The following is a 27,000-nucleotide window of genomic DNA, read 5'->3' on the forward strand; positions in this document are numbered from 1 at the left end:
GATGACTACCTTTGTTTGCGGTGGCAACGTCCACGCCAATGGCATCCGCCAGCACTATCTGCGCTATGGCGGCCACAGCGGCGCGCGCGGGACGCGCGATCCGGTGATCGTGGTGCCTGGCATCACCAGCCCGGCCATCACCTGGGGCTTCGTTGGCGCTCGCCTGGGCGAGCAGTTCGATACCTATGTGCTGGATGTGCGCGGACGCGGCCTGTCGTCTGCGTCGGACACGCTGGACTACAGCCTGGACGCCCAGGCCGCCGACGTGCTGGCGTTCGCGCAGGCGATGAACCTGCCCAGCTACAGCGTGGTGGGCCATTCGATGGGCGCGCGCATCGGCATCCGTGCCGCGCGCAGCCAGCCCTGCGGGCTGGCGCGGCTGGTGATGGTGGATCCGCCGGTGTCCGGGCCTGGCCGGCGCGACTATCCCGCGCAGCTCGCCTGGTATGTGGACTCCATGGCGGTGGCGCGCCACGGCGTGGACATCGAGACCATGCGGCGCTTCTGTCCCACCTGGACCGACGAGCAACTGGCGTTGCGCGCCGAATGGCTGCACACCTGCGACGAGCGCGCCGTGCTGGCCAGCTTCCAGGGTTTCCATACCGACGATGTGCATGCCGACCTGCCGGGCATTGGCATTCCCGCCTTGTTGATGGTGGCCGGCCGCGGCGATGTGGTCCGCGCGGAGGATATCGAAGAGATCCGCGGGCTGTTGCCGCAGCTCCAGGTCAGCCATGTACCGGGCGCCGGCCACATGATTCCGTGGGATGACGAGGCGGGCTTCTACAGCGCGCTGGGCGACTTCCTCGGCGCCGAAATCGTCCCCCGGCATATGGCCGCGGCCTGAACTACCGATCTACCGATCCACCAATCATCAGGAGAGAGCATGCCAGTCAGCGACCACGCCCTGATCCAGGCCTGGAAACAGGTCCTCACGCTGTCCCGGCTCGCGCCCGGGCAGACCGTCACCATTCTCACCAGCGCCGCCACGCATCCGCAGACGCTGTCTTGCGCGCTGGTTGCCACGCAGGCGATGGGCGCCATCGTCAATCGCCTGGACCTGCCGCCCGTCAACGCGGACAAAGCCTTGAGCCGCGATCCGCTGGCCTACCTGGGCACAACGGCGCTCACCGGCAACCGCGCGGCCATTGCCGCGCTCAAGGAGAGCGACCTGGTGCTGGACCTGATGACGCTGCTGTTCTCGCCCGAGCAGCACGATATCCTCAAGACCGGCACCAAGATCCTGCTGGCGGTGGAGCCGCCCGAAGTGCTGGTGCGCATGGTGCCCACCGAAGCCGATCGCGAGCGCGTGAGCGCCGCCAACGCGCGGTTGTCGCGCGCGAAAGTGATGACGGTGACATCTGACGCGGGCACCGACCTGCGCTGCCCGCTCGGCGAGTTTCCCGCCATCAGCGAGTACGGCTTCGTCGACGAGCCGGGGCGCTGGGATCACTGGCCCAGCGGCTTCGTGCTGACCTGGCCGAACGAGGGCGGCGCGAGCGGGCGCATCGTGCTGGACCGCGGCGACATCCTGCTGCCGCAGAAGGGCTACGTGGCGGATCGGGTCGAGTTGACCGTGGAAGGCGGCTTTGCCACGCGCATCGAAGGCGGCCTGGATGCCGAGCTGCTGAACGACTACATGGCGTCGTTCAACGACCGCGAGGCCTATGCCATCTCGCACATCGGCTGGGGCCTGCAGCCGCGCGCGCGGTGGTCCACGCTGGGCCTGTATGACAGGGAGGCCTCGATCGGCATGGACGCGCGGGCTTACGAGGGCAATTTCCTGTTCTCGCTTGGCCCCAACAACGAGGCAGGCGGCAGCCGCACCACCGCCTGCCATATCGATATCCCGTTGCGCAACTGCACCGTGAGCCTGGACGGCGAGGACGTGGTCCGGCAAGGCAAGGTACTGGACGGATGGAACAGCAAATGACGAGACATGGCGAACTCCCCACCTACGAGCGCCAGGGCTTCGGCACCCAACTGCCGCTGCAGGGCCCCGTAGGCCTGCTGATCGTCGACTTCGTCAACGGCTTCGCCGATCCGGCGATGTTCGGCGGCGGCAATATCGCCGAGGCCATCGCCAACACGGTGCCGCTGCTGGACCGCGCGCGGGAACAGGGCTGGGCGGTGGCGCACAGCCGCATTGTGTTTGCCGACGACGACGGCGACCAGAACATCTTCACGCTGAAGGTGCCCGGCCTGCTGACGTTGAAGGAGCATGGGCAGGCCAGCGCGATCGTTGCGCAACTGGCCCCGCGCGATGGCGAACTGGTGGTGCGCAAGACCGTGCCGTCCGCCTTTTTCGGCACGTCGCTGGCGGCGTGGCTGACGCAGCGCGGCGTGCGCACGCTGGTGGTGGCCGGCGCGGTCACCAGCGGCTGCGTGCGCGCCAGCGTGGTCGACGCCATGTCGCACGGTTTCCGCCCGCTGGTGGTGTCGGACTGCGTGGGCGACCGCGCAATCCAGCCGCACGAGGCCAACCTGTTCGACATGGAGCAGAAATACGCCGCCGTGATGCCGCGCGAGCAGGCGCTGGCGGCACTGGCACGGCTCTGAGCGGCTCTGAGCGGCGCCCCGCGCACTGCATCGGCTAAAGCCCCAATTGACGGCTATCGTTTGCTTCGCCAATGTGGCGATACGCTCAGTGCACTGAATATATGTGGCGCGCATGCGCACTGGCGCACGGATATGGCTTATCGATCGGCCGGTTGCCAGGACGATCGCTGTTCACGAACGCCACGAGCGCCACGAACCCCACAAAGCAGTCACGGACGGCGGCAAGCCCGGGCTGGAGGAATGTATGGACAAAGACCACATCGAGAAGGAAGGCGGGCAGGGCGTAGGCGCGCGCGTGGCCCGCAAGGAGGACGCGCGCCACCTGCATGGCAAGGGCCGCTTCGTCGCCGACATCGCCATGCCCGGCCTGCAGGAGGTTGCGTTCCTGCGCAGCCCCATGGCGCACGCGCGGCTGCTGGCGCTGCACAAGCCGCAGGGGCTGGAGCATGCGGTGATCGGGCGTGACGACATGCATGGCGCGCTCGACATCGTGGCCGACTCGGCTTTCCCGTCGTACCAGCCGTCGGCGCAGCCGCCCTTGGCTTCCGGCAAGGTCCGCTTTGTCGGCGAGCCCATCGCCATGGCCTTCGCGCCGACCCGCGCGCAAGCCGAGGACATTGCCGAGCGCATCGTCGCGGAGCTGGATGAACTGCCGGCGCTCACCGATGTCGATGGCGCGCGGCAGGCCGGCGACACCACGCGCGTGCACGAGCACTGGAAGGACAACCACTTCCTCACACTCACCGCCGACAAGAATTTCGACACGCTCAGCAAGGCGGCCTCCGTGGTGGTCAGCCGCAAGATCGACCTGGCGCGCCAGTGCATGGTGCCGATGGAAGGCAAGGCCGTGCTGGCTTACTGGGATCACCAGTTCGACCAGCTGATCGTCTACAGCGCCACCCAGGTGCCGCACATGATCCGCACGGTGCTCAGCCATTGCCTGGGCCTGGAGCAGGAGAAAGTCCGCGTGATCTCGCCCGACGTGGGCGGCGCCTTTGGCTACAAGTGCGTGCTGCAGCAAGAGGAGCTGTGCATTGCCTGGCTCGCCATGACGTACCGCAAGCCGTTCCGCTTTATCGAGGACCGGCGCGAACACCTGACCGCGGGCGCCAACTCGCGCGAGCACCACTACGAGGTCACGGCCTACGCCGACGCGCGCGGGCGCCTGCTGGCGCTGGACGCCAGGATCGCCATCGACGGTGGCGCCTATTCGGTGTGGCCCTTCACCATCGGCCTGGAACCCGGCCAGGCCATCGGCAACCTGCCGGGGCCGTACGCCTTCGATGGCTACCGCTGCATCACGGAATGCGTGGCCACCAACAAGCCCGGCTTTGTCCCGTACCGCGGCGTGGCGCGCACTGGCGTGTGCTTTGCCATGGAACTGCTGATGGACGCGCTGGCGCGCGAGGTCAAGCGCGAGCCGTGGGAAGTCCGCTGCGAGAACCTGGTCCAGCCGGAATCCATGCCCTACGTCAACGTCACCAACAAGCACTTCGACGGCGGCGACTACCCGGCCAGCGTGCGCAAGGCCGCGGAGATGATCGGGCTGGCGCGCATCCGCGAGCGCCAGCGTCAAAGGCTGAGCGATTCTTCGGCCGGCTCGCGCTATCTCGGCGTGGGCTTTGGCACCTACACCGAGCAATCGGCGCACGGCACCTCGGTGTTCGCCGCCTGGGGCACGCCGGTGATTCCTGGCTTCGATTCCGCCACCGTGCGCATCACGCCGGACGGCGGGCTGGAAGTCCGCGTTGGTGTGCACTCGCATGGCCAGGGCATGGAAACCACCTTTGCCCAGATCGCGCACGAGATCCTCGGCATCGATGTGTCGCGCGTGAAGGTCGTGCACGGGGACACCGGCGTGACGCCATTCTCCACCGGCACCTATGCTTCGCGCTCGCTGGTGATGTCGGGCGGTGCGGTATCGCGCGCCTGCAAGGCGCTGGTGCCGCGCTTGCTGAAGATCGGCGCGCATATGTTGCAGCGTCCCGAGGACGAGGCGACGCTGGCAGGTGGTTCGGTGACGGCGGGCGACGCCGCCGTGCCGATCAGCGAAATCGCCAACGCCTGGTACATCAATCCGCAGCGGCTGCCCGCCAATGTGGATCCCACCGGGCTGGAAACCACCATGGGCTACAAGCCCAACGTGGATACCGGCAGCTTCACGTACTCCACCCACGCCGCGCTGGTGGAGGTCGACACGGATTCCGGCCACGTCGAGATCCTCGACTACGTGGTGGTGGAAGACTGCGGCACCATGGTCAACCCCATGGTGGTGGAAGGGCAGACTTATGGCGGCGTGGCGCAAGGCATCGGCACGGCCATGTTCGAGGAGATGCGCTACGACGGCAACGGCCAGCCGCTGGCCTCCACGCTGGCCGACTACATGCTGCCCGGCCCGACCGAGATCCCCTCGATCCGCATCCACCATTTCGAGACGCCGTCGCCGCATACGGAATTCGGCGCCAAGGGCATGGGCGAGGGCGGCGCCATCGCGCCCCCCGCGGCCATCTTCAACGCGGTCAACGACTCGCTGGGCCAGTTCGGCGTGGAGTTGCTGGAGACGCCCCTCACGCCGCGCAAGGTGCTCGAAGCGCTGGCCCGCGCCGAGCAAGCCCGGAATCCGCAAGCCACGCCAACCAGAGAGGCGGCCTGAACCATCATGAAAGCAGCTGCATTCACCTATCACGCGGCCCCCACGCTGGCCGCCACCTGCGCCGCGCTGGCGGACCGCACCGACAACGCCAAGGTCATGGGCGGCGGACAGTCCATGGGCCCGATGCTTAACCTGCGCCTGACGCGGCCCGATGCCATCTACGATCTGTCGAAGCTCGCCGAGTTGCGCACGGTCGCCGTGCAGCAGGATCGCGTGCGCATCGGCGCGGCGGTCACCCATGCGCAGATCGAGGATGGCGAATTCCCGGCGCTGCGCGGCGGCATGCTGCAATCCGTGGCGCGCGGCATCGCCTACCGCGCCATCCGCAATCGCGGCACCATCGGCGGCAGCCTGGCGCACGCCGATCCCGCGGCGGACTGGGTGGTGGTGCTGACCGCCGTCGGCGCGCAGATCGAGCTTGCATCCAAGGCCGGCACGCGCATCGTGCCCATGACGGAGTTCATGCTGGGTGCGTACACCACGGCACTTGCCGAAGGCGAGCTGATCTGCGCTGTCCATGTGCCCCGCCAGCCCGAGGCCGCGCGCTGGGGCTACCACAAGCTGTGCCGCAAGACTGGCGAGTTCGCCGAGGCCAGCTGCGCCGCGTACTTCGATCCGTCCACGCGCTTTGCCCGCATCGCGCTGGGCGCGCTCGACGGCGCGCCGGCGCTGCTGCGCGGCCTCGCCAGCGACATTGCCACGCACGGTCCCGCCGTGCTCACGCCGCAGGCCGTGCTGGCCGCCGTGACGCAGGCCACGCCGGCCAAGGATGCGATCGACCGCAAGCTCTGCTGCGTTGCCGTCACGCGCTGCATTGAACAACTTTTTAGCTGAGGGCCGCAGTGGAAACCATCGCACTGACGATCAATGGCCGCGCCGCTTCCGGCGCCTGCGCGCACCGCACCCACCTGGGCGACTTCCTGCGCGACGGACAGGGCCTGACCGGCACCCACCTGGGCTGCGAGCACGGGGTTTGCGGCGCCTGCACCGTGCTGGTCGACGACAAGCCCGTGCGCTCGTGCATCACCTTTGCCAGCGCCTGCGCCGGCAGCAAGGTGGTGACCATCGAAGGCTATGACGACGACCCCGTGATGCGCGAGCTGCGCGCCGCGTTCAACCAGCACCACGCGCTCCAATGCGGCTACTGCACGCCCGGCATGCTGGCCACCGCCCGCGACATCGTGCTGCGGCTGCCGGATGCCGATGAGGCAACCATCCGTCATGAGCTATCGGGCAACCTCTGCCGCTGCACGGGCTATATGGGGATCGTGGCCGCGATCAGCTCGGTGCTGGCGCAGCGCAAGCCGCGCGCCGCGGGCAGCGCGGTGCAAGCCGTAGCCGCGGCGATGAAACGCGAGTTCGTCTGCTTCACGCCTGCAGCCGACAGCACTGTCCAGGCCCACGCCGAGCCTGCCGCCAAGGAAGAAGCCGAGCGCAGCGCCGACAAGAAGGGCTGGTCGCGCATCGACGGCGGCTTCAAGGTGCCGTTTCCGGCCGACGACGTGTGGCGCTTCATGGCGGACCTGCCGGCGGTGGCAAGCTGCCTGCCGGGCGCGGCGCTCACCGAGCAGGACGGCGATCGCGTCAAGGGGCATGTGGCGATCAAGTTCGGCCCGATGGCGGCGCGCTTCAACGGCGCGGCGCGGCTCGAGCGGGACGACGCGAACCGGCGCGGCGTGCTCAAGGGCGCGGGGCAGGATTCACTGAGCAACTCCAAGGCCGCTGGCGATATCACCTATGTGCTGCAGCCGATATCGGCGGGCGAGACCGAAGTGCTGATCGACCTGCAGTATTCCCTGCAAGGACCGCTGGCGCAGTTCTCCCGCTCCGGGCTGGTGCGCGATTTTGTCCGGCGCATGATGGCGGATTTCGGCAAGAACGTCGCCCGCAAGATGGACCCGTCGCTGTCGGAGAGCGAGCGCAGCCAGGTCACGCAGATGAACCCGGTAGCGATGATGGTGGGTGTGATGTGGGAGAGGGTGAAGCGGGTGTTTGGCGTGGCCCGCTGACGCGGGAATGTCTCTTGTGGGTGGAGTTTTGATGCTTCTAGCTGCTGATACAGAATAGCGTGAGTGGGGCAGTGTTTTAGCGCTTCTAGCTGCTGGCGCGGCTGTACGGTGTTGGCCGTTTTAGAACGTGTGAGATGTCACTTTTCTTTACGAGCGGCGTGTGTCAAGGTAGTTGTCGCCTCAGCCGTTACGCTGCTTGCTTGTAATTCTCTCCGTTCTGCTGCGCTCGCTCTGGATTCAGGTACACAGCATCTGGGAGTTCCCAGTTGCGGATGCCCGCAGTCCAGCGCTGCGGATTCCGGGCGCGCGCGGCTTCATACAGCACAGTTCTCTGCGCCAACAGTGCGGTGGCTGTACCCTGATGCCGCTGGTTTGGCGTCACGTATTTCAGACTGCTGTGTCGGTGCTCGTTGTTGTACCAACGCACGAAGCGCAGCACCCAGTCACGCGCTTGCTCCAGGCTCTCGAACGGGCGCTCCGGCCACATCGGGCAGTACTTCGCTGTACGGAACAACGCTTCGGCATAGGCGTTGTCGTTGCTTACCCTAGGCCGGCTATAGGACGGCATCACGCCTAGGTCATACATTGCTGCCAGCATGGTGGCCCCTTTCATGGCCTTGCCGTTGTCCGAATGCAGTACCAGCGGACGACCTGCTGTTTGCTCCCGCAAGCAACCGTGCATCAGCAAGCGGCTGGCGTGCTCAGCCGTCTGGCTCTCGTGCACCTCGTTGGCTACCAGCTTGCGGCTGTAGATGTCCTTCATCATGTACCAGTAGAAGAACTTGCCCTTGACCGTGGTCGGCAACCAGGTAATGTCCCAACACCACACCTGGTTCGGACCCGTGGCCCGGTGCGTTGTCGGTGGGCGCGCGCACGGGGCCTTGCTGCGGCCACGCCGCCGGCTTTGTCCCGCTTCATGCAGCACCCGGTAGATCGTCGATACCGATCCCACGTAGATTCCCTCATCCGCCAGCTTTGGCACGATCTGGTGCGGCGTCAGGCTCGCGTAACCCGGATGGTTCGCCGCCCTCAGCACCGCCCGCCGTTCTGCTTCGCTGAACTTGTTGGCCGGTGCCTCGCGACGCGCTTCAAGCCGCCCGTCGGCGGGGGCATGCCGCCAGCGCTGCAAGGTCCGCTCGGTCACACCGAGCGCCTCGCAGGCCTTCTCCTGCCGGGCCCCCGCGCTTACAGCGTCTTCGATCAACTCTATGGCTTCCAAGCGATCCGGGGTGCTGATCAGTCTTCCTCGTCCCGTCCCCAGATCGCTGCGGCTTTTTTTTGCAAGACCAGCAGTGCCGCCGTCTCCGCCAGCGCCGCATTCTTACGCTTGAGCTCGCGCTCCAGCTCACGCACTCGCCTGCGCGCCGCTTCGTCTTCCCGCCGCTGCGCCAGCGTTCGCTTGACGGGGCTAGCCGCATTGGCCTGCTCGCACGCCTCACGCCATTGCTGAATCTGCTCCGGCTGGATGCCCTTTGCGCGGCAGTACTCCGACAACTCCGCTTCGCTTAGCGGCGCTGTCTCCAACACCACGCGAAACTTGTCCGCGCTGGACCATTGATCACTTTGCTTTCCGTCACCCGGCACAATTCTTCCTGCTTCTCTTGCCAACCTGCGCCAAGTCCGTAAGGTCACTGTCGTGATCCCCGTGGCCTCGGCCAACTCCACGACCGACCGGTTCAGCGGTGGCATCATCTGCTCCACCACCCATTCCCGATGCTCGGTTGCATATCGTGTCATCACCTATTCGCACACCGCCCTCCATTTTGCTTCACCAAGGAGACGGAGGCGACAAGTATCCTGACATGGAGGGCGAGTAAAGAAAAGTAACATCTCACACGTTCTAAAACGGCCAACACCGTACAGCCGCGCCAGCAGCTAGAAGCGCTAAAACACTGCCCCACTCACGCTATTCTGTATCAGCAGCTAGAAGCATCAAAACTCTGAATTCCCAGCTCCGCCCTACATCCTCGACGACGCCAGCCGCGCGGCCAGCCCCAGGAACACCACCCCCGCAAACCAGTTCAGCGCGCGCTGCGCGCGTGCCGAGCGCAGCAGCAGGGCGCCGAACATGGCCGAGCAGTAGGCGATGACCGAAAAGACCAGCAGGGTGGCGATGATAAACACCACGCCGAGCACCATGATCTGCAGCCCGATATGGCCACGGTCCGGCGCGACGAACTGCGGCAGGAACGCAAGGAAAAAGATCACCACCTTGGGGTTGGTCAGGTTCATCACCACGCCCCGGCGGTACATATGCCCCACGCCAGCCTTGTCGCCGCTGCCCTGGCGCATCGCGCCCACCGGGGCGCGGAACGCCTGCCAGGCAAGATAGGCCAGGTACAGCGCGCCGGCGATCTTGAGCACCATGAATGCGAGCTTGGACGCGGCGAACAGCGCGGCCAGGCCAAAGGCGACCGCGGCTGTATGCACCAGCAGCCCGGTGCACAGGCCAAGCACCACGACCATGCCCGCGCGTGGCCCCCGCATGGCGGATTGCAGCAGCACAAAGACATTGTCCGGGCCCGGCGTCAGTCCAAGCACCACGGCGATGCCAAAGAATGGCAATAGTGTCTCGAGCGGGGGCATGCGCTTCACTCCTTTGCTTCAGCGGATATCGCGTTGTCGGGTTAGGCCCGGTATCGGAAGAAATAGGAAAAAATCGGGCAAGAGGCATGGCCGGAGCATCCGGCGCGCCATCCGCATATTGCCAGCCAGACGGCGTTTTGTGCCAGCCAGACGTGCTGGCAGGCTCTGGCGGGCTCGGGCGGGCCCCGGCAGGCCCGGTCAAGGGTGCCAGGTCGCCGGACTGCCCGAGGCTGCCGCCGGCGCGGGCCGATGGCTTCCCGCCATCGCATACGAGAGCTGGTTGGCCGCGTCCATGACGGTCTGTGCCAGCGCGAGCAGCCTTTGCTCGCTCAGGCGCGAGGACGGGCCGGAGATGCACGCCGACCCGAGCAGCTTCCAGTGCAGGCCAAACACCGGCGCCGACACGCTGGAGACTTCCGGCTCGCGCTCGCCCATCGACAGGTGATAGCCCCGCCGCCGGATCGATTCATAAGGCTCGCCCGGCTCCCCGGAGAACGCCAGGATGACGCGCCCCGGCGCGCCGCTGTCCAGCGGCAGCGCTGAGCCGATGCGCACATGGTGCCGGATGGCTTGCGGCCCTTCCACACGCACCAGGCACATGCGCTGCTGGCCCTCGCGCACGTAGAACGACGCGCTTTCCCCGGTCTTGATGGTCAGTTCCCGCAGCACCGGCTCCACCACTTCGTACACGTTGAAGGTGGCCTGGTAGCACGCGCCCAGCCAGCCGGCGGCGCGCCCGAGCCGCCAGCTGCCGTCTTCCTTCTGGACCAGGTAGTCGTCGCTTGCCAGCGTGCGCGCGAGGCGCAGCACGGTGGTCTTGTGAAAGCCGGTGCGGCGGCTGAGCTCGGCCAATGTGAGTTGCGCGTCGCTGACACCGAAGGCTTCCAGGACGCGCAGCGCCCGCCGTACCGCGATGACGCCGCCGCCGCCGGCGTCGTCAGCCGCCTCGCCGGCGATGGGGGAATTGGAGGAGTCCATGGTGTGGAATGGGTTGCGTACAGTGAAACCGTATTGTACTCCGTGCAACGGCCATCCAGAATCCGTTCCAACAAATCCAACAACGAACGAGATCTGGAGACAAGCAATGACGCTGCTGCGCCGCGGCCTGACCACCGCCATCCTTTGCGCCCTGGCCTTTCCGGCCCTGGTGCAGGCTCAAGCTCAGGCTCAAGCCTATCCCGCCAAGCCCATCCGCGTGATCGTGCCGTTCCCGGCCGGCGGCGGCACGGACATCATTGCCCGCGAGGTCACCAACAAGGTAGCGATGGCCCAGGGCTGGCGCTTCGTGGTGGACAACAAGCCGGGCTCCGGCGGCAACCTCGGCGTGGATGCCGCGGCCAAGGCCAGCGGCGACGGCTACACCATCGTGCTGGGCCAGACCAGCAACCTGGCCATCAACCCCACGCTCTACCGCAAGCTGCCCTACGACGTGGCGAAGGACCTCACGCCGGTGGGCCTGGTGGCCAGCGCGCCGCTGGTGCTGGTGACCAACGTGGATTCGCCCTACAAGACGCTGGCCGATGTGGTGGCCGCCAGCAAGGCGCATCCGGGCACCATCAACGTGGCCTCGCCGGGCAACGGCACCGTGGCGCACCTGACCAGCGAGCTGTTCCAGAAGACGGCCGGCATCAAGCTCACCCACGTGCCATACAAGGGCGCCGCCCAGGCCGTCAACGACCTGATCGGCGGGCAGGTGCAGTTGTACCTGTCGTCGGTGCCGACGCTGATCGGCCATATCCGCAACGGCAAGATGCGCGCGCTGGCTGTCACCTCGGCCAAGCGCATGAGCGACCTGCCGGGCGTGCCCACCATTGCCGAGTCCGGCTACGGCGGGTTTGAGGCCGTGACGTGGTTCGGCTTCGTGGCACCCGCCGCCACGCCCAAGGACATCGTGGCGCGCCTGAACGCCGAGTTCAACAAGGCGCTGCAGGTGCCCGACCTGAAGAAGAAACTGAACGACCAGGGCGCCGACGTATTGGGCGGCACCCCCGAGCAGTTCGGCGCCTTGATGAAGAAGGACACCGTGCGCTGGTCGGCCGCCGTCAAGGCATCCGGCGCACAGGTCGACTGATTCCCGCATCCGTCGCCCGCCCTCTCTATCCGCTTACCCGTTACCGCTTACCGGTTACTCGTTACCCCTTACCCGTTGCCATCCCCGAATCCACGGAGCCATGCCATGAGCCTGCCCAACATCGTCAAATCCTTCGACCGCGTACCCGCCGACATCGTCGCCCAGGCCGCGAAATTCCAGCCCGCGATCCTGGCCGACGTGGCCGGCCGCCGGGGCGCGCTGCACGGCCGCATCAGGGCGTTGCGCCCGCACATGAAGCTGGCCGGCACGGCCTTCACCGTGGAGGTGCGCCCCGGCGACAACCTGATGATCCATGCCGCGATGGCGCTGGCCCAGCCCGGCGACGTGCTGGTGATCGACGGCAAGGGTGACCAGAGCAGCGCGCTGATGGGCACCATCATGATGAATGCATGCCGCCAGCGCGGCATCGCCGGCGTGGTGATCGACGGCGCGGTGCGCGACAGCCTGGAAATCGACGAAATGGACTACCCGGTGTTCTCGGTGGGCACCAACCCCAACGGCCCGACCAAGGAAGTGGGCGGGCGCATCGGCCACCCGGTCTCGGTCGGCGGCGTCACGGTCAACCCTGGCGACTTCATCTGCGGCGACGCCGATGGCCTGGTGGTGGTCGAGCGTGAAAAGATCGCATCGCTGCTGCCGCTCGCCGAGCACAAGGAAGCCGCCGAAGCCCGCCGCATCGCGCAGATCAAGGAAGGCAAGACCAGCGCCCCGTGGCTGCTCGCTTCGCTGGTTACCGCCGGCGTGCTGAAAGAGGGAGAGACGCTGTGAGCGCCAAGCCAGCCATCCTCGTCACCGCGGCCGACCTCGCGCCACAAGCCGAGGCATTGCTCGGCGATTTTGAGATCGTCTACGCCGGCAAGACGCCCCAGGCCGCCGATCTGGTGGCGCTGGCGCAGCGCCACAACCCGGTCGGCATCATCGTGCGCTACGGCGCCGTGACGCCGGAGATCATGGACGCCGCGCCGGCCCTGAAGGTCATCTCCAAGCACGGCAGCGGCACCGACACCATCGACAAGCCCGCCGCCGCCGCGCGTGGCATCGAGGTCACGGCCGCGGTTGGCGCCAATGCGGCCGCGGTGGCGGAACAGGCCCTGGCCCTGCTGCTGGGCTGCGCCAAATCCTTGGTGCAACTCAACCAACGCATGCATGCCGGCCATTGGGACAAGGCCACGCACAAAAGCGTCGAGCTGGCGGGCCGCACCATTGGCCTGATCGGCCTCGGCGCCATTGGACGGCGCTTTGCCAGGATGTGCGATGCGATGGACATGCGCGTGATCGGCTTCGATCCGTTCGCTGCCGATCTGCCCGGCTACATCGAGCCGGTGGACCTGGACGCGATCTGGCGCGAGTCCGACGCGATCTCGCTGCACTGCCCGCTGACCCCCGAGAACAGGGCGATGATCAACGCCCAAACGCTGGCGCGCTGCAAGCCGGGCGTGATGCTGGTCAACACCGCGCGCGGCGGGCTGATCGACGAACCTGCGTTGCTGGCCGCGGTGCGGTCCGGGCAGGTAGCCGTGGCGGGGCTGGACAGCTTCGCGGTCGAGCCGATGACGGTGCCGCATATCTTCCACGGCCAGCCTGGCTTTCTGCTCAGCCCGCATATTGGTGGCGTGACCAGCGCTGCTTACGTGAACATGGGCGTGGCGGCGGCGCAGAACACGCTAGGCGTGCTGGCCGCGCTGAACGAAGCCGGCTAAGCGGGCCAAAGTCGCGCGCTGCGACGACAGCTGGGCAAGACGCACGAAACAGCGATTGGCCCCAGAAAACAAACAGCAGGAGACAACCATGAACACCAGATCAACCCGCGCATCGGCTCCGTGCCGCTGCGCGCTGGCAGCGATCGCCTTCATCGCCATGTCGGCGCACGCGCAGACCTGGCCTGAAAAGCCCGTCAGGATCGTCGTCCCTTACCCCCCGGGCGGCGCCGTCGACGCAGTCACTCGCAAGATGGCCCAGCGCCTCACCGAGCAAACCGGCCAGAGCTTCGTCGTTGAAAACAAGGCTGGCGCCACCGGCACCATCGGCACCACGCAAGTGGCGCGCGCCCAGGCCGACGGCTACACGCTGCTCGCCAACGACACCACGTATTCCTTGCTGCCGCATATTTTCAAGAAGTTGCCGTTCGACTATGCCAACGACTTGCAGCCGGTGGCCGCCTTCGTGTTCGCGCCGATGGCCGTGGCGGTCAAGGCCGACGGCAAGTTCAAGACCATGAACGACCTGATCGCCGCGGCCCGCGCCGGCGACGGCAAGGTGAGCTACGGATCGGGCGGCGCCGGCACCACGCCGCACTTTGCCAGCGAAGCCCTGGGCGTGGCCACTGGCGCGCACTTCATGCACGTGCCGTTCAAGGGGGCGGGCGAGGCCACGCTGGCGCTGCTCGGCGGCACGGTGGACTATCAGATTGCTTCCACGCCCGGCGTCATCGGGCAGGTCAAAGGCGGCAGCCTGCGGCTGCTGGCGGTGAGCGGCGACAAGCGCCTTGCTGCGCTGCCCAATGTGCCGACCTTTGCCGAGGCGGGTGTCAAGGGCTATGGTGTCGTCAACTTCACCGGCCTGTGGGCACCCAAGGGCACGCCGCCGAAGGTACTGGAGCGCCTTCAAAAAGAAGTGGCGGCTGCCATGGCCTCTCAGGACATGAAGACCTTCGCCGAAGGCATTGGCGCGAATCCGGGCTACTGGGATGCGCCAGCGTTCTCCAGGCAGCTTGCCGAGCGCACGGCATTCTGGGGCAAGATAGCGGCCAACACTGCGTTTGAAAAGCAATGACATGACGCTACAGCACATTTCCATTCGACGCCGCATCCCGGCATGCAGCCTGCTGCTGGCCGTGGGCGCCCTGGCATTGCCATCCGGGGTGAGCGCGCAAGCGCAGGCGTGGCCGGCCAGGCCGCTGCGGCTGGTGGTCGGCTTTTCCGCCGGCGGCCCGACCGATGTGGTGGCGCGCGGTTTCGCCGCGCAAGCGGGCAAAGGGCTGGGGCAGCCGATGGTGGTGGACAACAAGCCCGGTGCCAATACCATCATCGCGGCGCAAGCCGTAGCCAGCGCCACGGACGGCCACACGTTGCTGATGGCAGCCACCAACCACACCATGATCCCGGCGCTTTACAGCACCCGCGTCAACTTCGACGCGATCAGGTCGTTCAAGCCGGTCTGCGTGGTCGCCGTTGCCCCCACGGTGCTGGTGGTCGGGCCTTCGTTGCAGGTCAGGACGTTGGGCGAGTTCCTGCAGAAGGCCAAGGCAAAGCCGTTGTCGGTCACCTATGGCACACCTGGCGTCGGCAGCTCGGTGCACTTCGCCAGCGAGCTGTTCGCGCGCGAGGCAGGGATACGCATGACCGCCGTCCCGTACAAAGGGGCGGCGCAGGTGGTCAATGACCTGATGGCGGGGCAGGTGGATGCTTCGTTCGCGTCGCTCGGCTCCGTCTTGCCGCAGATCAAGGCGGGCAGGCTGACCGCATTGGCGATCGCCAGTCCGGCACGCTCCGCGCAGTTGCCGGACGTGCCCACCTTCGAGCAGGCCGGCGTGAAGGGCTATGCCGCCGACGCGTGGTACGGCGTCCTCGCGCCGGCAAGCATGCCGGACGCGCACGTGCGCATGCTCGAGCGCGAGGTGCAGGCCTACCTGGCCGCGCCCGGCACCACCGCGAAGCTGCGCGCGCTCGGGCTGGAGCCCCAGGCACTATGCGGCGAAGAGTTTGCCCGGCAGATCCGCCGTGAAGTCGCCACCTATAGCCAGATCGCCCAGGAGCTTGGGCTCAAGGCCGATTGATTTCGAGTCAACCTCATCGCGCGCTGCGCCATTGCCATGTTCTTGCTGAATCCCCCGGAAGTCCGTGAGCTGGATACTTTCACCCGCATGCCGATGCGATACCGCCAGCCCAGGCGCACAGTCTGGGCCGACGCCAATCAGGGTGGGCGCGAGATCGACGCCTTCCTGGAGGGGCCGGTGTTTGACGGCGCCGGCAATCTCTACGTCACCGACATCCCCTACGGCCGCGTCTTTCGTATTGATCCGAAGGGCGACTGGGAACTGGTGGCGCAATGGGACGGCGAGCCCAATGGCATGAAGTTTCTCAGCCCGACGGAACTGCTGGTGACGGACTACCGCAACGGGTTGATGCTGCTCGACACGCGCAGCGGACAGGTGGCGCCATACCTGGGCCGCCGCAATACCGAGAGCTTCAAGGGCGTCAACGACCTCACCATCGATACGCAAGGGAACATCTACTTCACGGACCAGGGGCAGACCGGGCTGCACGATCCTACCGGCCGCGTCTATCGCCTGAGCGCCGCTGGCCGTCTGGAGCTGCTGCTGTCCAATGTGCCCAGCCCCAACGGCATCGTGCTGTCCCCCGACGAGAAAGTCCTGTTCGTGGCGGTGACCCGTGGCAACTGCGTATGGCGCATGCCGATCCTTGCCGATGGCGGCGTCTCCAAGGCGGGCCAGTTCTTTACGTCATACGGCCCGAGCGGCCCCGACGGGCTGGCCATGGATGCCAGCGGCCGGCTGCTGGTGGCGAACCCGGGGCTGGGCTACGTCTGGGTGCTGAACCACCGCGCCGAGCCGCTGCAGGTGCTGCGTGGCCCCGCCGGGCATTCCCTGACCAATCTCGCCTTTGGCGGCGCGGCCGGCAAGACGCTGTTCGTGACGGACTCCACGGCGGGTGACATCCTGCGCATCGACATGGATGTGGCGGGGCTGCCGATTGGCCCAAGCAAGATTGCGACGGGAGACAAGGCATGACGCGACGCTGGAAGCATAGCCCGGAGGGCAGCCACTGGGGCGAGTTCGGAGACGACGACCAACGCGGCCGGATGAACCTGGTGGACGAGGCCAAGGTGCTGCAAGGCATCGCCGAAGTGAAGGAGGGGAAGACGTTCTGCCTGTCCTTGCCGCTGGACCTGCCGGGCGGCTCGGCGATGAATCCGCGCCGGCAGCCGCCGCGCCGCTTCTCGGTCCTGCGGGACGGCAAGAGCGCCGGGCAGCAGGGATTCTGCTGGTCGTATGCATCCGAGGACCCGAGCATCACCGATGTGGTCAACGACGATGTGGTGCTCATGAGCTTGCAGTACTCCACGCAGTGGGACAGCCTGGCGCACGTTGGCAGCCACTTCGATGCCGATGGCGACGGTGTGCCGGAGGCGGTCTTCTACAACGGCTTCAAGGCGGGAGAGCACATCCGGCCTGGCCATGAAGTCAGCAGCGCCGAGCCCTGGGCGCGCTACCAGGATCCGGTGGCGCAAGCGCTCAGCATCGCCGTGCTGGCGGAGCATGGGGCGCAAGGCCGTGGCGTGATGCTGGACCTCGAACACCATATTGGCCGCAAGCGCCATGCCGTCGGGTATGACGAGCTGATGCGCATCCTCGATGCCGACGGCATCCAGGTGGAGGCCGGCGACATGGTCTGCATCCACACCGGATTTGCCGACATGCTGCTGGCGATGAACGGCAACCCGGACGTCAAGCGCCTGCATGACAGTGGCAGCGGCCTCGATGGCTACGACAGCAAACTGCTGAACTGGATTGTCGACACCAGGCTGGCTTGCCTGCTGGCGGACAACCCGGCGGTGGAACTGGTGGTGCCGAAGCCGCTGACGCCGTCGCCGATCCGCGGCCCGCGCCTGCCGCTGCACGCGCATTGCCTGTTCAAGAACGGCATTCATCTCGGCGAGCTGTGGTACCTGACGGCGCTGGCGCGCTGGCTGCGCGCGCACGGCCGCAGCCGCTTCCTGCTGACCGCGCCGCCGCTGCGCCTGCCCGGCGCCGTCGGCTCGCCGGCAACGCCGATTGCCACGGTCTAGCCGGCCCCGTTACTGAATTCAACGCATTGCAGATCGACGGAGTCGAACACATGCACAAAAAGTTTGTCGCCAAGGGGCTGATAGTGGTCCTGCCCCTGCTCGGGACTACGGTCACCGCCAATGCCAACGCCGCTGGCTATCCGGACCATCCCATTCGCCTGGTGGTGCCTTACCCGGCCGGCGGTGCGGCGGACACCGTGGCGCGGATCCTGGCCGCTCCGCTTGGCGAGAAGCTTGGGCAGACGGTGGTGGTCGACAATCGTCCGGGTGCCAGCGGCGTCATTGGCGCAGGCGCGGTGGCGAAGGCGGCGGCCGACGGCTACACGCTGCTGCTCGACGCTACCGCCCACTCGGTCAACCCCAGCCTGCAGCCCCGGCTGCCGTACGACACCAACAAGGACTTCGTCCCGGTTTCGCTCGTCGTGCTGGTGCCGAATCTTCTCGTGGTGCCGCCGAATTCGCCGTTCAACAAGCCCCAGGACCTGATTGCCGCCGCCAAGGCAAAACCCGGCAAGCTGAGCTATGCGTCCGCCGGCCCGGGAACCGCCCAGCATCTCGCGGCGGCCTTGTTCAGCCAGCGGTCCGGGCTGAACCTGCTCCACGTGCCTTACAAGGGCGGCGCGCCGGCGCTGAGCGACCTGATGGGCGGCCAGGTGGACCTGATGTTCAGCAACATGGCGGCCTCGTACCCGCTCGTCAAAGGCCAGAAGCTGAAGGTGCTTGCCACCACGGGGACCAAGCGCGCTCCCGCGCTGCCAGATACGCCCACCGTGGCGGAGTCCGGGCTGGCGGGCTACCAGGTCTACGAATGGAACGGGCTCTTCGCACCCGCCGGCACGCCGCCGGCGATCGTGGACCGGCTTAGCGGCCTGGTGCGGCAGATCCTCCAGTCGCCAGCGGTGAGGCAACGCTTGCTTGCCATCGGCGCTGAGCCGGCCGGCTCCACCCCGGCAGAGTTCAAGCGTTTCGTCGATAGCGAAACAGCGCAATGGGCGCAGGTCATCAAGGACGGGAGTATCAAGCCTGAATAGGCGCCGGAAAGTGCAGGGCGTGGCCCGACAGACCCCCGGACCCATTTGCCCCTCGGCATGCCACCGCGCCTCCCGCGCCGTGCCAACGCAAAAAAGCCCGTGCGGCGTGAACCGTACGGGCTTTTCAGAATCTGGTTGCGGGGGCAGGACTTGAACCTGCGACCTTCGGGTTATGAGCCCGACGAGCTGCCAACTGCTCCACCCCGCGGGCCGAAATATACGCGGGTTGGCGCGTCATGGATAGTCCTGATTGGGATTATTTTCGGAAATGGTCTCGGCGGATTGCCAGAATCAATGCAGTTGCCGCAAGAATGAGCGCGGCATTCGCGCTTTGCCGGGCGTCCGAGCGGTGGCCTATCCCGTCGTCAAGCCACGTATTCGCCGCACGCGCAGCATCAACGGACACGATTGCCCGTGAGATCGGCGGTGCACATGCACCAAATCCTGGCGCTGGCCTGGCAGCAACCACCCCCGCTCTTACCCTCCGGCGGCATCCTTCGGCGCCGGAGCCAGGCGGAACTGCGCGGACAAGTCGGCCTCGGCGCCAAGCTGGGCATCGGTCTGCACGACGCCTTTCGCGGCGAGCTTCGTGAGTGTCCGCGCTGCCTGGATCGGGCTGACGCCCGTGGCCTTTGCGACCTGATATGCATCCATCGGGGTGCCCGTCTTTTGCAGGGCGTCGATTACTGCCTGGCGAGTGTCGTGATTGTTGTTCATTTCCGGGCGTAGGTTGAGTCTGCTCAGACTAGACGAGGTGGACCGCCGGCGCAACCCCGCATTCTTGCTGATTCCCCCGCCCGAAAAGGTTGCGCGACGGGCGTCGCACGTCAGAATAGAGGGTCTGACTGCACGCATCGCAAGATTCGCAAGAACAATGAAGCACACACTACTGCTGATCGACGGCCTGAACATCCTGCGCCGGGTCTACGAAGCCAACCCGGCCGAAGACATCCCGACCAAGGTTGAGGGTGCCGTGCTTTCGGCGCTGGCCTCGTTCCGCCGGGCCTTGACCGACTGCAAGCCCACGCACGCGCTGGCGGCGTTCGATACGGGCGGCAAGACCTGGCGGCACGCGCTCTATCCCCAGTACCGCCAGCACCGCAAGCCCATGGACCCGGAACTGGCGGAGGTCCTGCCTGACTTCCGGCTGACGCTGACGGAAGTGCTCGGGCTACAGACCGTCATGATCGACGGCTACGAGGCCGACGACATCATCGCCACGGCCTTTTATCGCTGGACCGCGAGCAAGGAGGGGCAGGTGATCCCGGTGAGCACGGACAAGGACGTGCTGCAGCTGATTGCCGACGGTGCCATCGTGCGCAACCACTTTGCCACCGCGAAGAACGGGGAACCGTCCTGGTTCGATGAACGCTACGTCATGGATAAGTTCGGCGTGGGCAGCCACCAGCTTGCCGACTATCTCGCGCTGCTGGGGGATAGCACGGACGATATCCCCGGTGTCGAGAAGGTCGGGGCCAAGACCGCGGCCAAGCTCCTGCAGCGCTACGGCGACCTGGAGGGCGTGCTTGCCAACGCCGCCGAGGAAAAAGGCGTGGTCGGCAAGAACCTGGCGGAACAGGCACATCTGGCCCGGCTCTCCCGCCAGTTGCTCTCGCTGAAGACCGATGCCCAGCTTGGCCTGACGTGGAACATGCTGCGGGTGGGCGAATCGGCTGAGTAGCGGTTGAGTCGTGGTTGGGTAGTGGCTCAGTAGCGGCACCTGGCGTTCCTGGCGGTGCCCATGGTCGGCACCTTTACGCATCGACCCGGCCAAGGCGACGTGATCAAGGCATACCTGCTGCTGCTTCCCGCGTTTTGGGTTTTAGGTTTTAGCCGCCATGATGCTGGCGCGACCCGGCTTGCGGTCGAACAGCAGCAGCTTCAGCGCCATGCACAGCGTTGCCAAAGCGGCGAACAGCCAGCCGCTCCACAACGCGCCCGTCATGCCCGCCGCGGTGATGCACCAGCCGCCCACCGCCGAGCCGGACACCACGCCCAGGTTGGCGGCCGAGATATAGAGGCTGGTCGCGAACTCCGGGGCTTCCGGCGCGGCGGATGCCAGCCACATCTGGCTGACGATCAGGCCGCTGGTATGCGCGGCGCCCCACAGCAGGCAGACCGCGATCATCGGGACAAACGAGGCATTGCCGCAGGCGTACAGCACAAGGTAGGCACCACCCAGCACCGCCGGGTGCAGCAGCGCGGTCCGCGCCAGGTTCTTGCCCAGCAACCGGCCGGCGATCAGGTTGCCCGCCACGCCGCCGATACCGAACACCACCAGCAGCGCGCTGATGGCCTCGCCGCCCATGCCGGCCTCGCGCGCGAGGTACTCGGCCGCATAGCTGTAGACCGAGAACATCGTGGCGAAGACGAACACGGTTGCGATCAGGTTGAGCCACAGCGCCGGCTTGCGCAGGATGGCCGAGGGCCGGCTGGCGGATGCGGCCTGCGCGGGGGCGGGCCGCTGCGCCGCATCCGGCAGCATGGCCAGCAGGCCGATTCCCGCCGCCGCGTTGACGGCGGCGCAGAACAGGAAGGAGGCTTCATAGGAACAGCGCGCCGCGATCCACGCGGTGAGCGGCACGCCAAGCACCAGGCCCATGCTGGTGCCCACGAAGGCCATCGCCGTGGCATGCGTGGCTCGCTCCTTCGGGTACAGCGACACGGCCGCCGCGAACGCCAGCGAGAAGAACACCGGATGCAGCAGCGCAGGGACGATGCGCAGCGCCATCAGCCCGGCAAAGCTCGGCGCCCACGCCGACAGCACGCTGCACGCGGCGAACACGAACAGCGAGCCCGCCAGCACCTTGCGCCGGGCATAGCGCGACAGCCACAGCACCATGAACGGCCCGCACATGGCCACCACCAGCGCGAACAGGCCGACCAGCCAGCCTGCCCGTGCCACCGTGACCCCGTAGCGCGCGACGATGGCGGGCAGGATGCCGACCACGCCGAACTCGATGGCGTAAAGGCCAAACAGGCCGAGCGCGATAAAGAACAGGGAGTGGCCGGCATCGATGCCCTTCATGGGGGCCACATGGCTCATTGCGCCACCGCCTCTTGCCCATAGACGGCGTCGCGCAGGTCCATCACGAAGCGGCCGGACATGCCTTCATACAGGGTGTTGGTGAACGCGGCCACGCTCAGGCCCCGGGCGCGGTCGACGAACCATGAGTGCCCGTAGGCGCCGCCCCAGCGCCAGGTGCCGGCCGACTCCGGGGAGCCGGCCGCAGCCGGATCGTGCAGCACCGAGAAGCCCAGGCCGAAGCCGGTGCCCGGCGCATCGGGCGGGCCCCATGCGCCGGTCTGGTTGCGGCCCATTTCATCGACCCAGGCAGCAGGCATCAATGGCTCGCCGCCCTGGCGCAGGGCTTCCAGCAAGCGAAGGAAATCGCCGGCGCTGCCAACCATGCCGGCGCCGCCGGAGGGGAAGGCACTGGTGTCCAATGCGCGCGCCGGCGCGTAGTGGATGCCGGCCGTGCCGTCAACAACGGGGACCACATCGCGCGCGCGCATGCGGCGCGGCACCGGGGTGTCGTTGATGTAGGCGGTGGCCAGGCGCCCGGCATCGGCCGCGGCAAAGCCGGTGTCGACCATGCCCAGCGGACCCGTGACCAGCGCGTGCACCGCGTCGGCCAGCGGCGCGTCGCAAACGCGTTCGATCACGGCGCCAAGCACGTCCGTGGCCAGCGAATAGCCCCAGGCGGTGCCCGGCTTGTAGAGCAAGGGCACGCTGGCGATGCGGCGCAGGTTTTCCGCGAGCGTAATGCCCGGCTGGTCCATGCCGTCCGACACGCCTGCGCGGGCATAGGGCCCGTGCTCGTCGGCTTCGAAGAAGCGGTAGCCCAGCCCGGCGGTATGGGTCATCAGTTGCCGCACGGTGATGATGGCGGGGCGGCTGTCGGCCAGCCGTGGCGTGAAATCCGGCAACCAGCGGGTCACGGCCTCGTCGAGTCCCAGCCGGCCTTGCGCCACCAGCGCCATCGCCACGGCCGACACGATGGGTTTGGACACCGACGCCAGGCGGAACAGCGTGTCGGCGTGCATCGGGCGGGCGGCTTCGCGGTCGGCCATGCCGGCGGCGCGGTGGTGGATCACTTCGCCATGGCGGGAAACCAGCACTACGGCACCGACCAGGCGGTGGTCGGCAATGGCTTGTTCGATGACCGCGTCGACGCGGGCGGGCAGGAGGGCGGACATGCGTGTTTTCCTTCGTCGCAAGAATGTTGAGGGGACCAGGCGAACGATAAGAAACATTTGACTCGGGAAAAAGTAGGCTAGAGTTCCTGGTTATCCGGACAAGATTGTCCGTAATCGAGGATCGAGGTGCCTGGCATGAGGGGAAAGCCGATGGACAGCCTGAGTGGCTTTACCGTGTTTGTGCAGGTCGCCGAGACCCGCAGCTTCGTGGCCGCCGGCCGCCTGATGGGCGTGTCTGCGTCGGCCGTGGGCAAGAGCGTGGCCAGGCTGGAAGAAAAGCTCGGCGCGCGGCTGTTTCACCGCAGCACGCGCAGCATCACCCTGACGGCGGAAGGCGCACAGTTCCTGGAGCGCAGCCGCCGCATCCTGGCCGAGATCGAGGCGGCGGAGCAGGAGCTGTCGCACGCAGCCGAAGCGCCGCGCGGGCGCTTGCGCGTCAGCCTGCCGCTGGTGAGTTCGCTGGTGCTGCCGGTGCTGGGCGACTTCATGCGGCAGTACCCCGAGATCGAGCTGGACCTGGATTTCACCGACCGCATGGTGGACGTGATCGAAGAGGGTTTCGATGCCGTGGTGCGCACCGGCGAGCCAAGCGACTCCCGGCTATCGGCGCGGCGCCTTGGCGCGTTCCGGATCCTGCTGGTGGCATCGCCGGCGTATCTCGCGCAGCGCGGGGAGCCCCGGCAGCCCGCGGACCTGGCCGGGCATGCCTGCCTGCAATACCGCTTCCCGAACAGCGGCAAGCTGGAAGCCTGGCCGCTGCGCCGCGCAGCCGTCGATCCGGAGTTGAACCTGCCCACCTCGATGATCTGCAACAACATCGAGACCCGCGTGAGCTTCGCGCTGCAGGGCCTCGGCATCGCCTGCCTGCCGGACTTTGCCATCCGCGAGGCGCTGGCCGACGGCCGGTTGCGCACCGTGCTGGACGACTACGTGGACCGTAGCGGCACCTTTCGCGTGCTGTGGCCGGCCAGCCGGCACCCGTCGCCCAAGCTGCGCGTGTTCATCGATTTCCTGGGCGAACGGGTGTTTCCGGGCGGCGCGGATCATTCCGTATGAGCATCGGCGGATCGGCGCAGGATCGGCGCCGGCAAGCGCTCAGGCGGCCGCCTGCCGCGCGTGCCGCAGCAGCGAGAGGATCAACGGCGTGCGGGGAGAGGCGCGTTGCCACAAGATGCCGAACCGGCGCGGCTCGGTCGCTTCGGGCAGCGTCAGCTTGGCGATGCGCAGGCCTGCCGTCAGCGGCGACGCGATGTCGGGCACGAGCGACACCCCCAGGCCCCGGTCGACCATCATGGCGATCGCCACCAGCGAGCTGAGCTCGAACCGCTCGTGCGCGGTGATGCCGGCTTGCCGCAGGTACCGGTCGGCCTGCTTGCCGCCGCCCACGCTGCGGTCGTAGCGGATCAGCGGCTCGGTGCGCAGCAGGTCATGCGGATCGCGCCGGGCCAGCCGGGCGGGCGCCAGCACGACCAGCGGTTCCTCGCGCAGCAGCTCCCACACGATGGTCTTGGGCAGCGCGAAGGGCGGGTGCAGGCAGACGGCCGCATCCAGCTCCGCGTTTTTCACGGCGTCGTACAGCGCCGCCGATTTGTCCGACTGGATAAACACGGAGACACCCGGATGCTCCGCGGCGAATCCGGCGAGCGTTTCCGGCAACAGGCTGTGCAGCGCAGTGTTGATCGTGCCCAGGCGCAGTTCGCGCGGTGCCTGCGCCTCATTCACCCAATCCCGCAATTGGTTGAAGTCCCGCAGCAGGGCGCGGGCGCGTTCGGCCAGCCGTACGCCTGACTCGGTCGGCGCCACGGTGCGGCCGGCCCGGCCCAGCAAGGCAGTGCCCAGCTCCCGCTCCAGGACGTGGATCTGCTGCGCGATGGCGGCGGGCGTCACGTTGAGCCGCCGGGCGGCTTGCGCGAGGGAGCCGGTATCCACGACGACGAGGAACGCGTTGAGGTAGGCTGTCTCCATACATTCTCTATCGATTAAAGAAAGACATAGATAGTTTATCTTTGTTTTGGCGTGACCCACACTGGCGTACTCCAAAGCCACTGGTTCACGTTGCCATGAGAAGCAAACTGTTCGTCCCCGGCTCCCGCCCGGAATTGTTCGACAAGGCCTTGGCCAGCGCCGCGGACGGACTCTCGTTCGACCTAGAGGACGCGGTGGCGCAGGAGCGCAAGCCGCAAGCGCGCGAGGCACTGCGCGAGCTGCTGCGCTCGGGCCAGGCCCGCGCCAGCGGCAAGACGCTGATCGTGCGGGTCAACGCGCTGGACACCCCTCACTTTGCGGCCGACGTGGCCGCCGTGGTGCAGCCCGGCCTGGACCTGATCAACCTGCCCAAGCCCGAGAGCGCCGACGACGTGCGCCGCGCCGCCGCCGCCATCGAGCAAGCGGAACGCGCCAACGGGTTTGCGCATGGCGTGGACAGCCCGGTCCGCCTGCTGCTCAACATCGAAACGCCCAAGGCGCTGCGCCTGGCCGGCGAACTGGCCGCGGCCCACCCGCGCGTGGCTGGCTTGCAGCTTGGCCTGGGCGACCTGTTCGAGCCGCTGGGCATTGCTAGGTGCGAAAGCGCGGCGATCCAGCAAGCCATGTACGCGGTGCGCATGGCGGCCGGCGAGGCCGGCGTGTTCGCCTACGACACGGTGTTTGCCAACATCAAGGATGAAGCCGGGTTCCGCGCCGAGGCCGAGCTGTCGCGCCGCATGGGCTTTCTTGGCAAGAGCTGCATCCATCCCAGCCAGGTCCCGCTGGCCAACCAGGCCTTCCGCCCGAGCGATGAGGAGATCGGGCATGCGGCACGGGTACTGGAGGCCGCGCGCGATGCGATGGCCAGGGGCGTGGGCGCCTACGTGGTGGACGGAAAGATGATCGACCCGCCGTTCGTGAAGCGGGCGGAAGCCATCGTGGCTACCGCCAGGCGCCTTGGATTGCTGCCTGCCTGATTCCGCCGGGATTCGCAGCCGGGGTCCGCAGCCAGGATCGGGCTGCCCCGCATGGGGCAAACAAAAAACAGAAGGAGACATCTTGAAAACACCATCCGCATTCGTATCCGTATCGGTATCCATTTTCCGCAGCGTGGCGATGGCCGCCACGGCCAGCGCCTGTCTGGTATCCGGCGCGGCGTTCGCGCAGGGCGGTTATCCGAGCAAGCCCATCACCATCGTCGTGCCCTATCCGCCGGGCGGCTCCAACGACATCTTCGCGCGCATCGTCGCCAAGGAGATCGGCGAGGAGCTCAAGCAACCCGTGGTCATCGACAACCGGCCCGGCGCCAGCGGCAATACCGGTACGGGCATCGTGGCCAAGTCCGCCCCGGACGGGTACACGCTGGTTGCGGTGTCGTCCAGCATGACGACCAACGCCGCGGTGCAGGCCAAGCTGCCGTTCGATGCGGTCAAGAGCTTCGTGCCGGTGGCGATGTTTGCGCAAGGGCCGTTCATCGTCGCGGTCAACAATGCGTTTCCCGCCAGGACGCCGCAGGAACTGATCGCGGCGATCCGTGCCAGGCCGGGCAAGTACAACTACGCCTCAAGCGGGCCGGGCAGTGTCAACCAGTTCGGCACCGAGCTGCTCAAGGCCCGGGCCGGGAACCTGTTCATCACGCATATCCCGTATCGCGGCATGGGTCCCGCCGTGACCGACCTGATCGGCGACCAGACACAGCTGCTGATCTCCAGCGGCCCCTCGCTGTTGCCGATGGTGCGCGCCGGCAAGGTGCGCGCTGTTGGCATCACCAGCCTCAAGCCGAGCCCGATCGCGCCGGATCTCACGCCCATGTCCAGCGCGGTGCCGGGCTATGAGTTCGAACTCTGGTGGGGCCTGCTGGCGCCGGCCGGCACGCCGCCGGCGATCGTCAACCAGCTCAACGCCGCCGTCAACACCATCTTGTCCAAGCCTGAGATCAAAGCGGCCTTCCTGAAGGAGGGCGCCGAAGCCAGGCCCGTCACGCCGGCCCAGTTCGCCGCCACCATCGCGCAGGACGTGGAACGGTGGAAGACGCTCGCCAAGCGCCAGAACATCGTCGTGGACTGATGCCAGCCTACCTTGCTTCTATTGCCCCTA

At 67.0% G+C, this 27,000-nt stretch carries 25 protein-coding genes and 1 tRNA gene; 18 read left to right on the forward strand and 8 right to left on the reverse strand.

Annotation, left to right across the window (positions count from 1 at the left end; translation table 11 throughout):
- Position 1: 1 nt before the first annotated feature.
- From ACX12D_RS21775 to ACX12D_RS21800, 6 genes are all read left to right on the forward strand, one after another.
- Positions 2–847: an alpha/beta fold hydrolase gene (locus ACX12D_RS21775; RefSeq protein ID WP_459375584.1), complete on the forward strand. Its 846-nt coding sequence runs from the start codon at positions 2–4 to the stop codon at positions 845–847.
- A 39-nt stretch (positions 848–886) separates the two neighbouring features.
- The gene (locus ACX12D_RS21780) at positions 887–1,933 is read left to right on the forward strand and encodes a M29 family metallopeptidase (RefSeq protein WP_459375585.1); all 1,047 of its coding nucleotides are present in this window, start codon (positions 887–889) and stop codon (positions 1,931–1,933) included.
- The gene (locus ACX12D_RS21785; protein WP_459375586.1) at positions 1,930–2,559 is read left to right on the forward strand and encodes an isochorismatase family protein; all 630 of its coding nucleotides are present in this window, start codon (positions 1,930–1,932) and stop codon (positions 2,557–2,559) included. The genes ACX12D_RS21780 and ACX12D_RS21785 overlap by 4 nt, the downstream gene beginning before the upstream one ends.
- Before the next feature lie 244 nt (positions 2,560–2,803).
- Positions 2,804–5,212, forward strand: a complete 2,409-nt coding sequence (locus ACX12D_RS21790; RefSeq protein WP_459375587.1) for a xanthine dehydrogenase family protein molybdopterin-binding subunit — start codon at positions 2,804–2,806, stop codon at positions 5,210–5,212.
- 6 nt (positions 5,213–5,218) lie between these two features.
- Positions 5,219–6,046, forward strand: a complete 828-nt coding sequence (locus ACX12D_RS21795; protein WP_459375588.1) for an FAD binding domain-containing protein — start codon at positions 5,219–5,221, stop codon at positions 6,044–6,046.
- A gap of 8 nt (positions 6,047–6,054) precedes the next feature.
- Positions 6,055–7,221 (forward strand): xanthine dehydrogenase family Fe-S subunit, encoded by a 1,167-nt coding sequence (locus tag ACX12D_RS21800; protein WP_459375589.1) that lies wholly within the window; start codon positions 6,055–6,057, stop codon positions 7,219–7,221.
- 187 nt (positions 7,222–7,408) lie between these two features.
- Here the strand turns inward: ACX12D_RS21800 and ACX12D_RS21805 are convergent.
- The 3 genes from ACX12D_RS21805 to ACX12D_RS21815 form a co-directional block, all read right to left on the reverse strand.
- Positions 7,409–8,958, reverse strand: a protein-coding gene (locus ACX12D_RS21805) for an IS3 family transposase (protein WP_459375590.1) whose coding sequence is annotated in 2 segments (ribosomal slippage) — positions 7,409–8,472 and positions 8,472–8,958 — 1,551 coding nt in all. Because the reading frame shifts where the segments join, the coding sequence is not laid out codon by codon here.
- A gap of 222 nt (positions 8,959–9,180) precedes the next feature.
- Complete coding sequence (locus ACX12D_RS21810) at positions 9,181–9,807, reverse strand: LysE family translocator (protein WP_441641002.1); 627 nt, start codon at positions 9,805–9,807, stop codon at positions 9,181–9,183.
- 198 nt (positions 9,808–10,005) lie between these two features.
- Positions 10,006–10,785, reverse strand: a complete 780-nt coding sequence (locus ACX12D_RS21815) for an IclR family transcriptional regulator (RefSeq protein WP_459375591.1) — start codon at positions 10,783–10,785, stop codon at positions 10,006–10,008.
- A 106-nt stretch (positions 10,786–10,891) separates the two neighbouring features.
- Between ACX12D_RS21815 and ACX12D_RS21820 the strand changes: the two genes are divergently transcribed.
- From ACX12D_RS21820 to ACX12D_RS21855, 8 genes are all read left to right on the forward strand, one after another.
- A complete protein-coding gene (locus ACX12D_RS21820) occupies positions 10,892–11,878 on the forward strand; it encodes a Bug family tripartite tricarboxylate transporter substrate binding protein (protein ID WP_459375592.1) in 987 nt (328 codons plus the stop codon).
- A 105-nt stretch (positions 11,879–11,983) separates the two neighbouring features.
- Positions 11,984–12,667, forward strand: coding sequence for an RraA family protein (locus tag ACX12D_RS21825; protein WP_441640999.1), 684 nt, complete (start codon positions 11,984–11,986; stop codon positions 12,665–12,667).
- Positions 12,664–13,599 carry an NAD(P)-dependent oxidoreductase gene (locus ACX12D_RS21830; protein WP_459375593.1) on the forward strand — a complete coding sequence of 312 codons (936 nt, stop codon included), beginning with the start codon at positions 12,664–12,666 and terminating at the stop codon, positions 13,597–13,599. Before ACX12D_RS21825 ends, ACX12D_RS21830 begins: the two co-directional genes overlap by 4 nt.
- Positions 13,600–13,687: 88 nt before the next feature.
- On the forward strand, positions 13,688–14,671 hold the full coding sequence (locus ACX12D_RS21835; RefSeq protein WP_459375594.1) for a Bug family tripartite tricarboxylate transporter substrate binding protein: 984 nt from the start codon (positions 13,688–13,690) through the stop codon (positions 14,669–14,671).
- A 1-nt stretch (position 14,672) separates the two neighbouring features.
- Complete coding sequence (locus ACX12D_RS21840; RefSeq protein ID WP_459375595.1) at positions 14,673–15,674, forward strand: Bug family tripartite tricarboxylate transporter substrate binding protein; 1,002 nt, start codon at positions 14,673–14,675, stop codon at positions 15,672–15,674.
- A gap of 36 nt (positions 15,675–15,710) precedes the next feature.
- On the forward strand, positions 15,711–16,649 hold the full coding sequence (locus ACX12D_RS21845; protein WP_459375596.1) for an SMP-30/gluconolactonase/LRE family protein: 939 nt from the start codon (positions 15,711–15,713) through the stop codon (positions 16,647–16,649).
- On the forward strand, positions 16,646–17,707 hold the full coding sequence (locus tag ACX12D_RS21850) for a cyclase family protein (RefSeq protein ID WP_459375597.1): 1,062 nt from the start codon (positions 16,646–16,648) through the stop codon (positions 17,705–17,707). The genes ACX12D_RS21845 and ACX12D_RS21850 overlap by 4 nt, the downstream gene beginning before the upstream one ends.
- Positions 17,708–17,757: 50 nt before the next feature.
- Positions 17,758–18,738 carry a tripartite tricarboxylate transporter substrate binding protein gene (locus tag ACX12D_RS21855; RefSeq protein ID WP_459375598.1) on the forward strand — a complete coding sequence of 327 codons (981 nt, stop codon included), beginning with the start codon at positions 17,758–17,760 and terminating at the stop codon, positions 18,736–18,738.
- Positions 18,739–18,870: 132 nt separating this feature from the next.
- Here the strand turns inward: ACX12D_RS21855 and ACX12D_RS21860 are convergent.
- Both ACX12D_RS21860 and ACX12D_RS21865 read right to left on the reverse strand, forming a co-directional pair.
- Positions 18,871–18,946, reverse strand: a tRNA-Met gene (locus ACX12D_RS21860).
- A 269-nt stretch (positions 18,947–19,215) separates the two neighbouring features.
- Positions 19,216–19,455, reverse strand: coding sequence for a hypothetical protein (locus ACX12D_RS21865; protein ID WP_150986120.1), 240 nt, complete (start codon positions 19,453–19,455; stop codon positions 19,216–19,218).
- A 157-nt stretch (positions 19,456–19,612) separates the two neighbouring features.
- Here ACX12D_RS21865 and ACX12D_RS21870 point away from each other — a divergent pair, with 157 nt between their 5' ends.
- Positions 19,613–20,419: a 5'-3' exonuclease gene (locus tag ACX12D_RS21870; RefSeq protein ID WP_441640992.1), complete on the forward strand. Its 807-nt coding sequence runs from the start codon at positions 19,613–19,615 to the stop codon at positions 20,417–20,419.
- A gap of 141 nt (positions 20,420–20,560) precedes the next feature.
- Here ACX12D_RS21870 and ACX12D_RS21875 read toward each other — a convergent pair whose 3' ends face one another.
- Together ACX12D_RS21875 and ACX12D_RS21880 are read right to left on the reverse strand one after the other, a co-directional pair.
- A complete protein-coding gene (locus ACX12D_RS21875) occupies positions 20,561–21,784 on the reverse strand; it encodes an MFS transporter (RefSeq protein WP_459375599.1) in 1,224 nt (407 codons plus the stop codon).
- Positions 21,781–22,938: a serine hydrolase domain-containing protein gene (locus ACX12D_RS21880; protein WP_459375600.1), complete on the reverse strand. Its 1,158-nt coding sequence runs from the start codon at positions 22,936–22,938 to the stop codon at positions 21,781–21,783. Before ACX12D_RS21880 ends, ACX12D_RS21875 begins: the two co-directional genes overlap by 4 nt.
- 150 nt (positions 22,939–23,088) lie before the next feature.
- On the opposite strand from ACX12D_RS21880, the gene ACX12D_RS21885 reads away from it, so the two are divergent.
- Positions 23,089–23,994 (forward strand): LysR family transcriptional regulator, encoded by a 906-nt coding sequence (locus ACX12D_RS21885; protein WP_459375601.1) that lies wholly within the window; start codon positions 23,089–23,091, stop codon positions 23,992–23,994.
- Positions 23,995–24,033: 39 nt separating this feature from the next.
- On the opposite strand, the gene ACX12D_RS21890 is transcribed toward ACX12D_RS21885, so the two are convergent.
- Complete coding sequence (locus ACX12D_RS21890; protein WP_459375602.1) at positions 24,034–24,903, reverse strand: LysR family transcriptional regulator; 870 nt, start codon at positions 24,901–24,903, stop codon at positions 24,034–24,036.
- Between the two features lie 95 nt (positions 24,904–24,998).
- On the opposite strand from ACX12D_RS21890, the gene ACX12D_RS21895 reads away from it, so the two are divergent.
- Positions 24,999–25,880 carry an HpcH/HpaI aldolase/citrate lyase family protein gene (locus ACX12D_RS21895; protein WP_459375603.1) on the forward strand — a complete coding sequence of 294 codons (882 nt, stop codon included), beginning with the start codon at positions 24,999–25,001 and terminating at the stop codon, positions 25,878–25,880.
- Positions 25,881–26,019: 139 nt separating this feature from the next.
- Positions 26,020–26,970, forward strand: coding sequence for a tripartite tricarboxylate transporter substrate binding protein (locus ACX12D_RS21900; RefSeq protein WP_459376482.1), 951 nt, complete (start codon positions 26,020–26,022; stop codon positions 26,968–26,970).
- Positions 26,971–27,000: the final 30 nt, after the last annotated feature.

The sequence above is a fragment of the Cupriavidus sp. PET2-C1 genome (genome assembly GCF_054515855.1).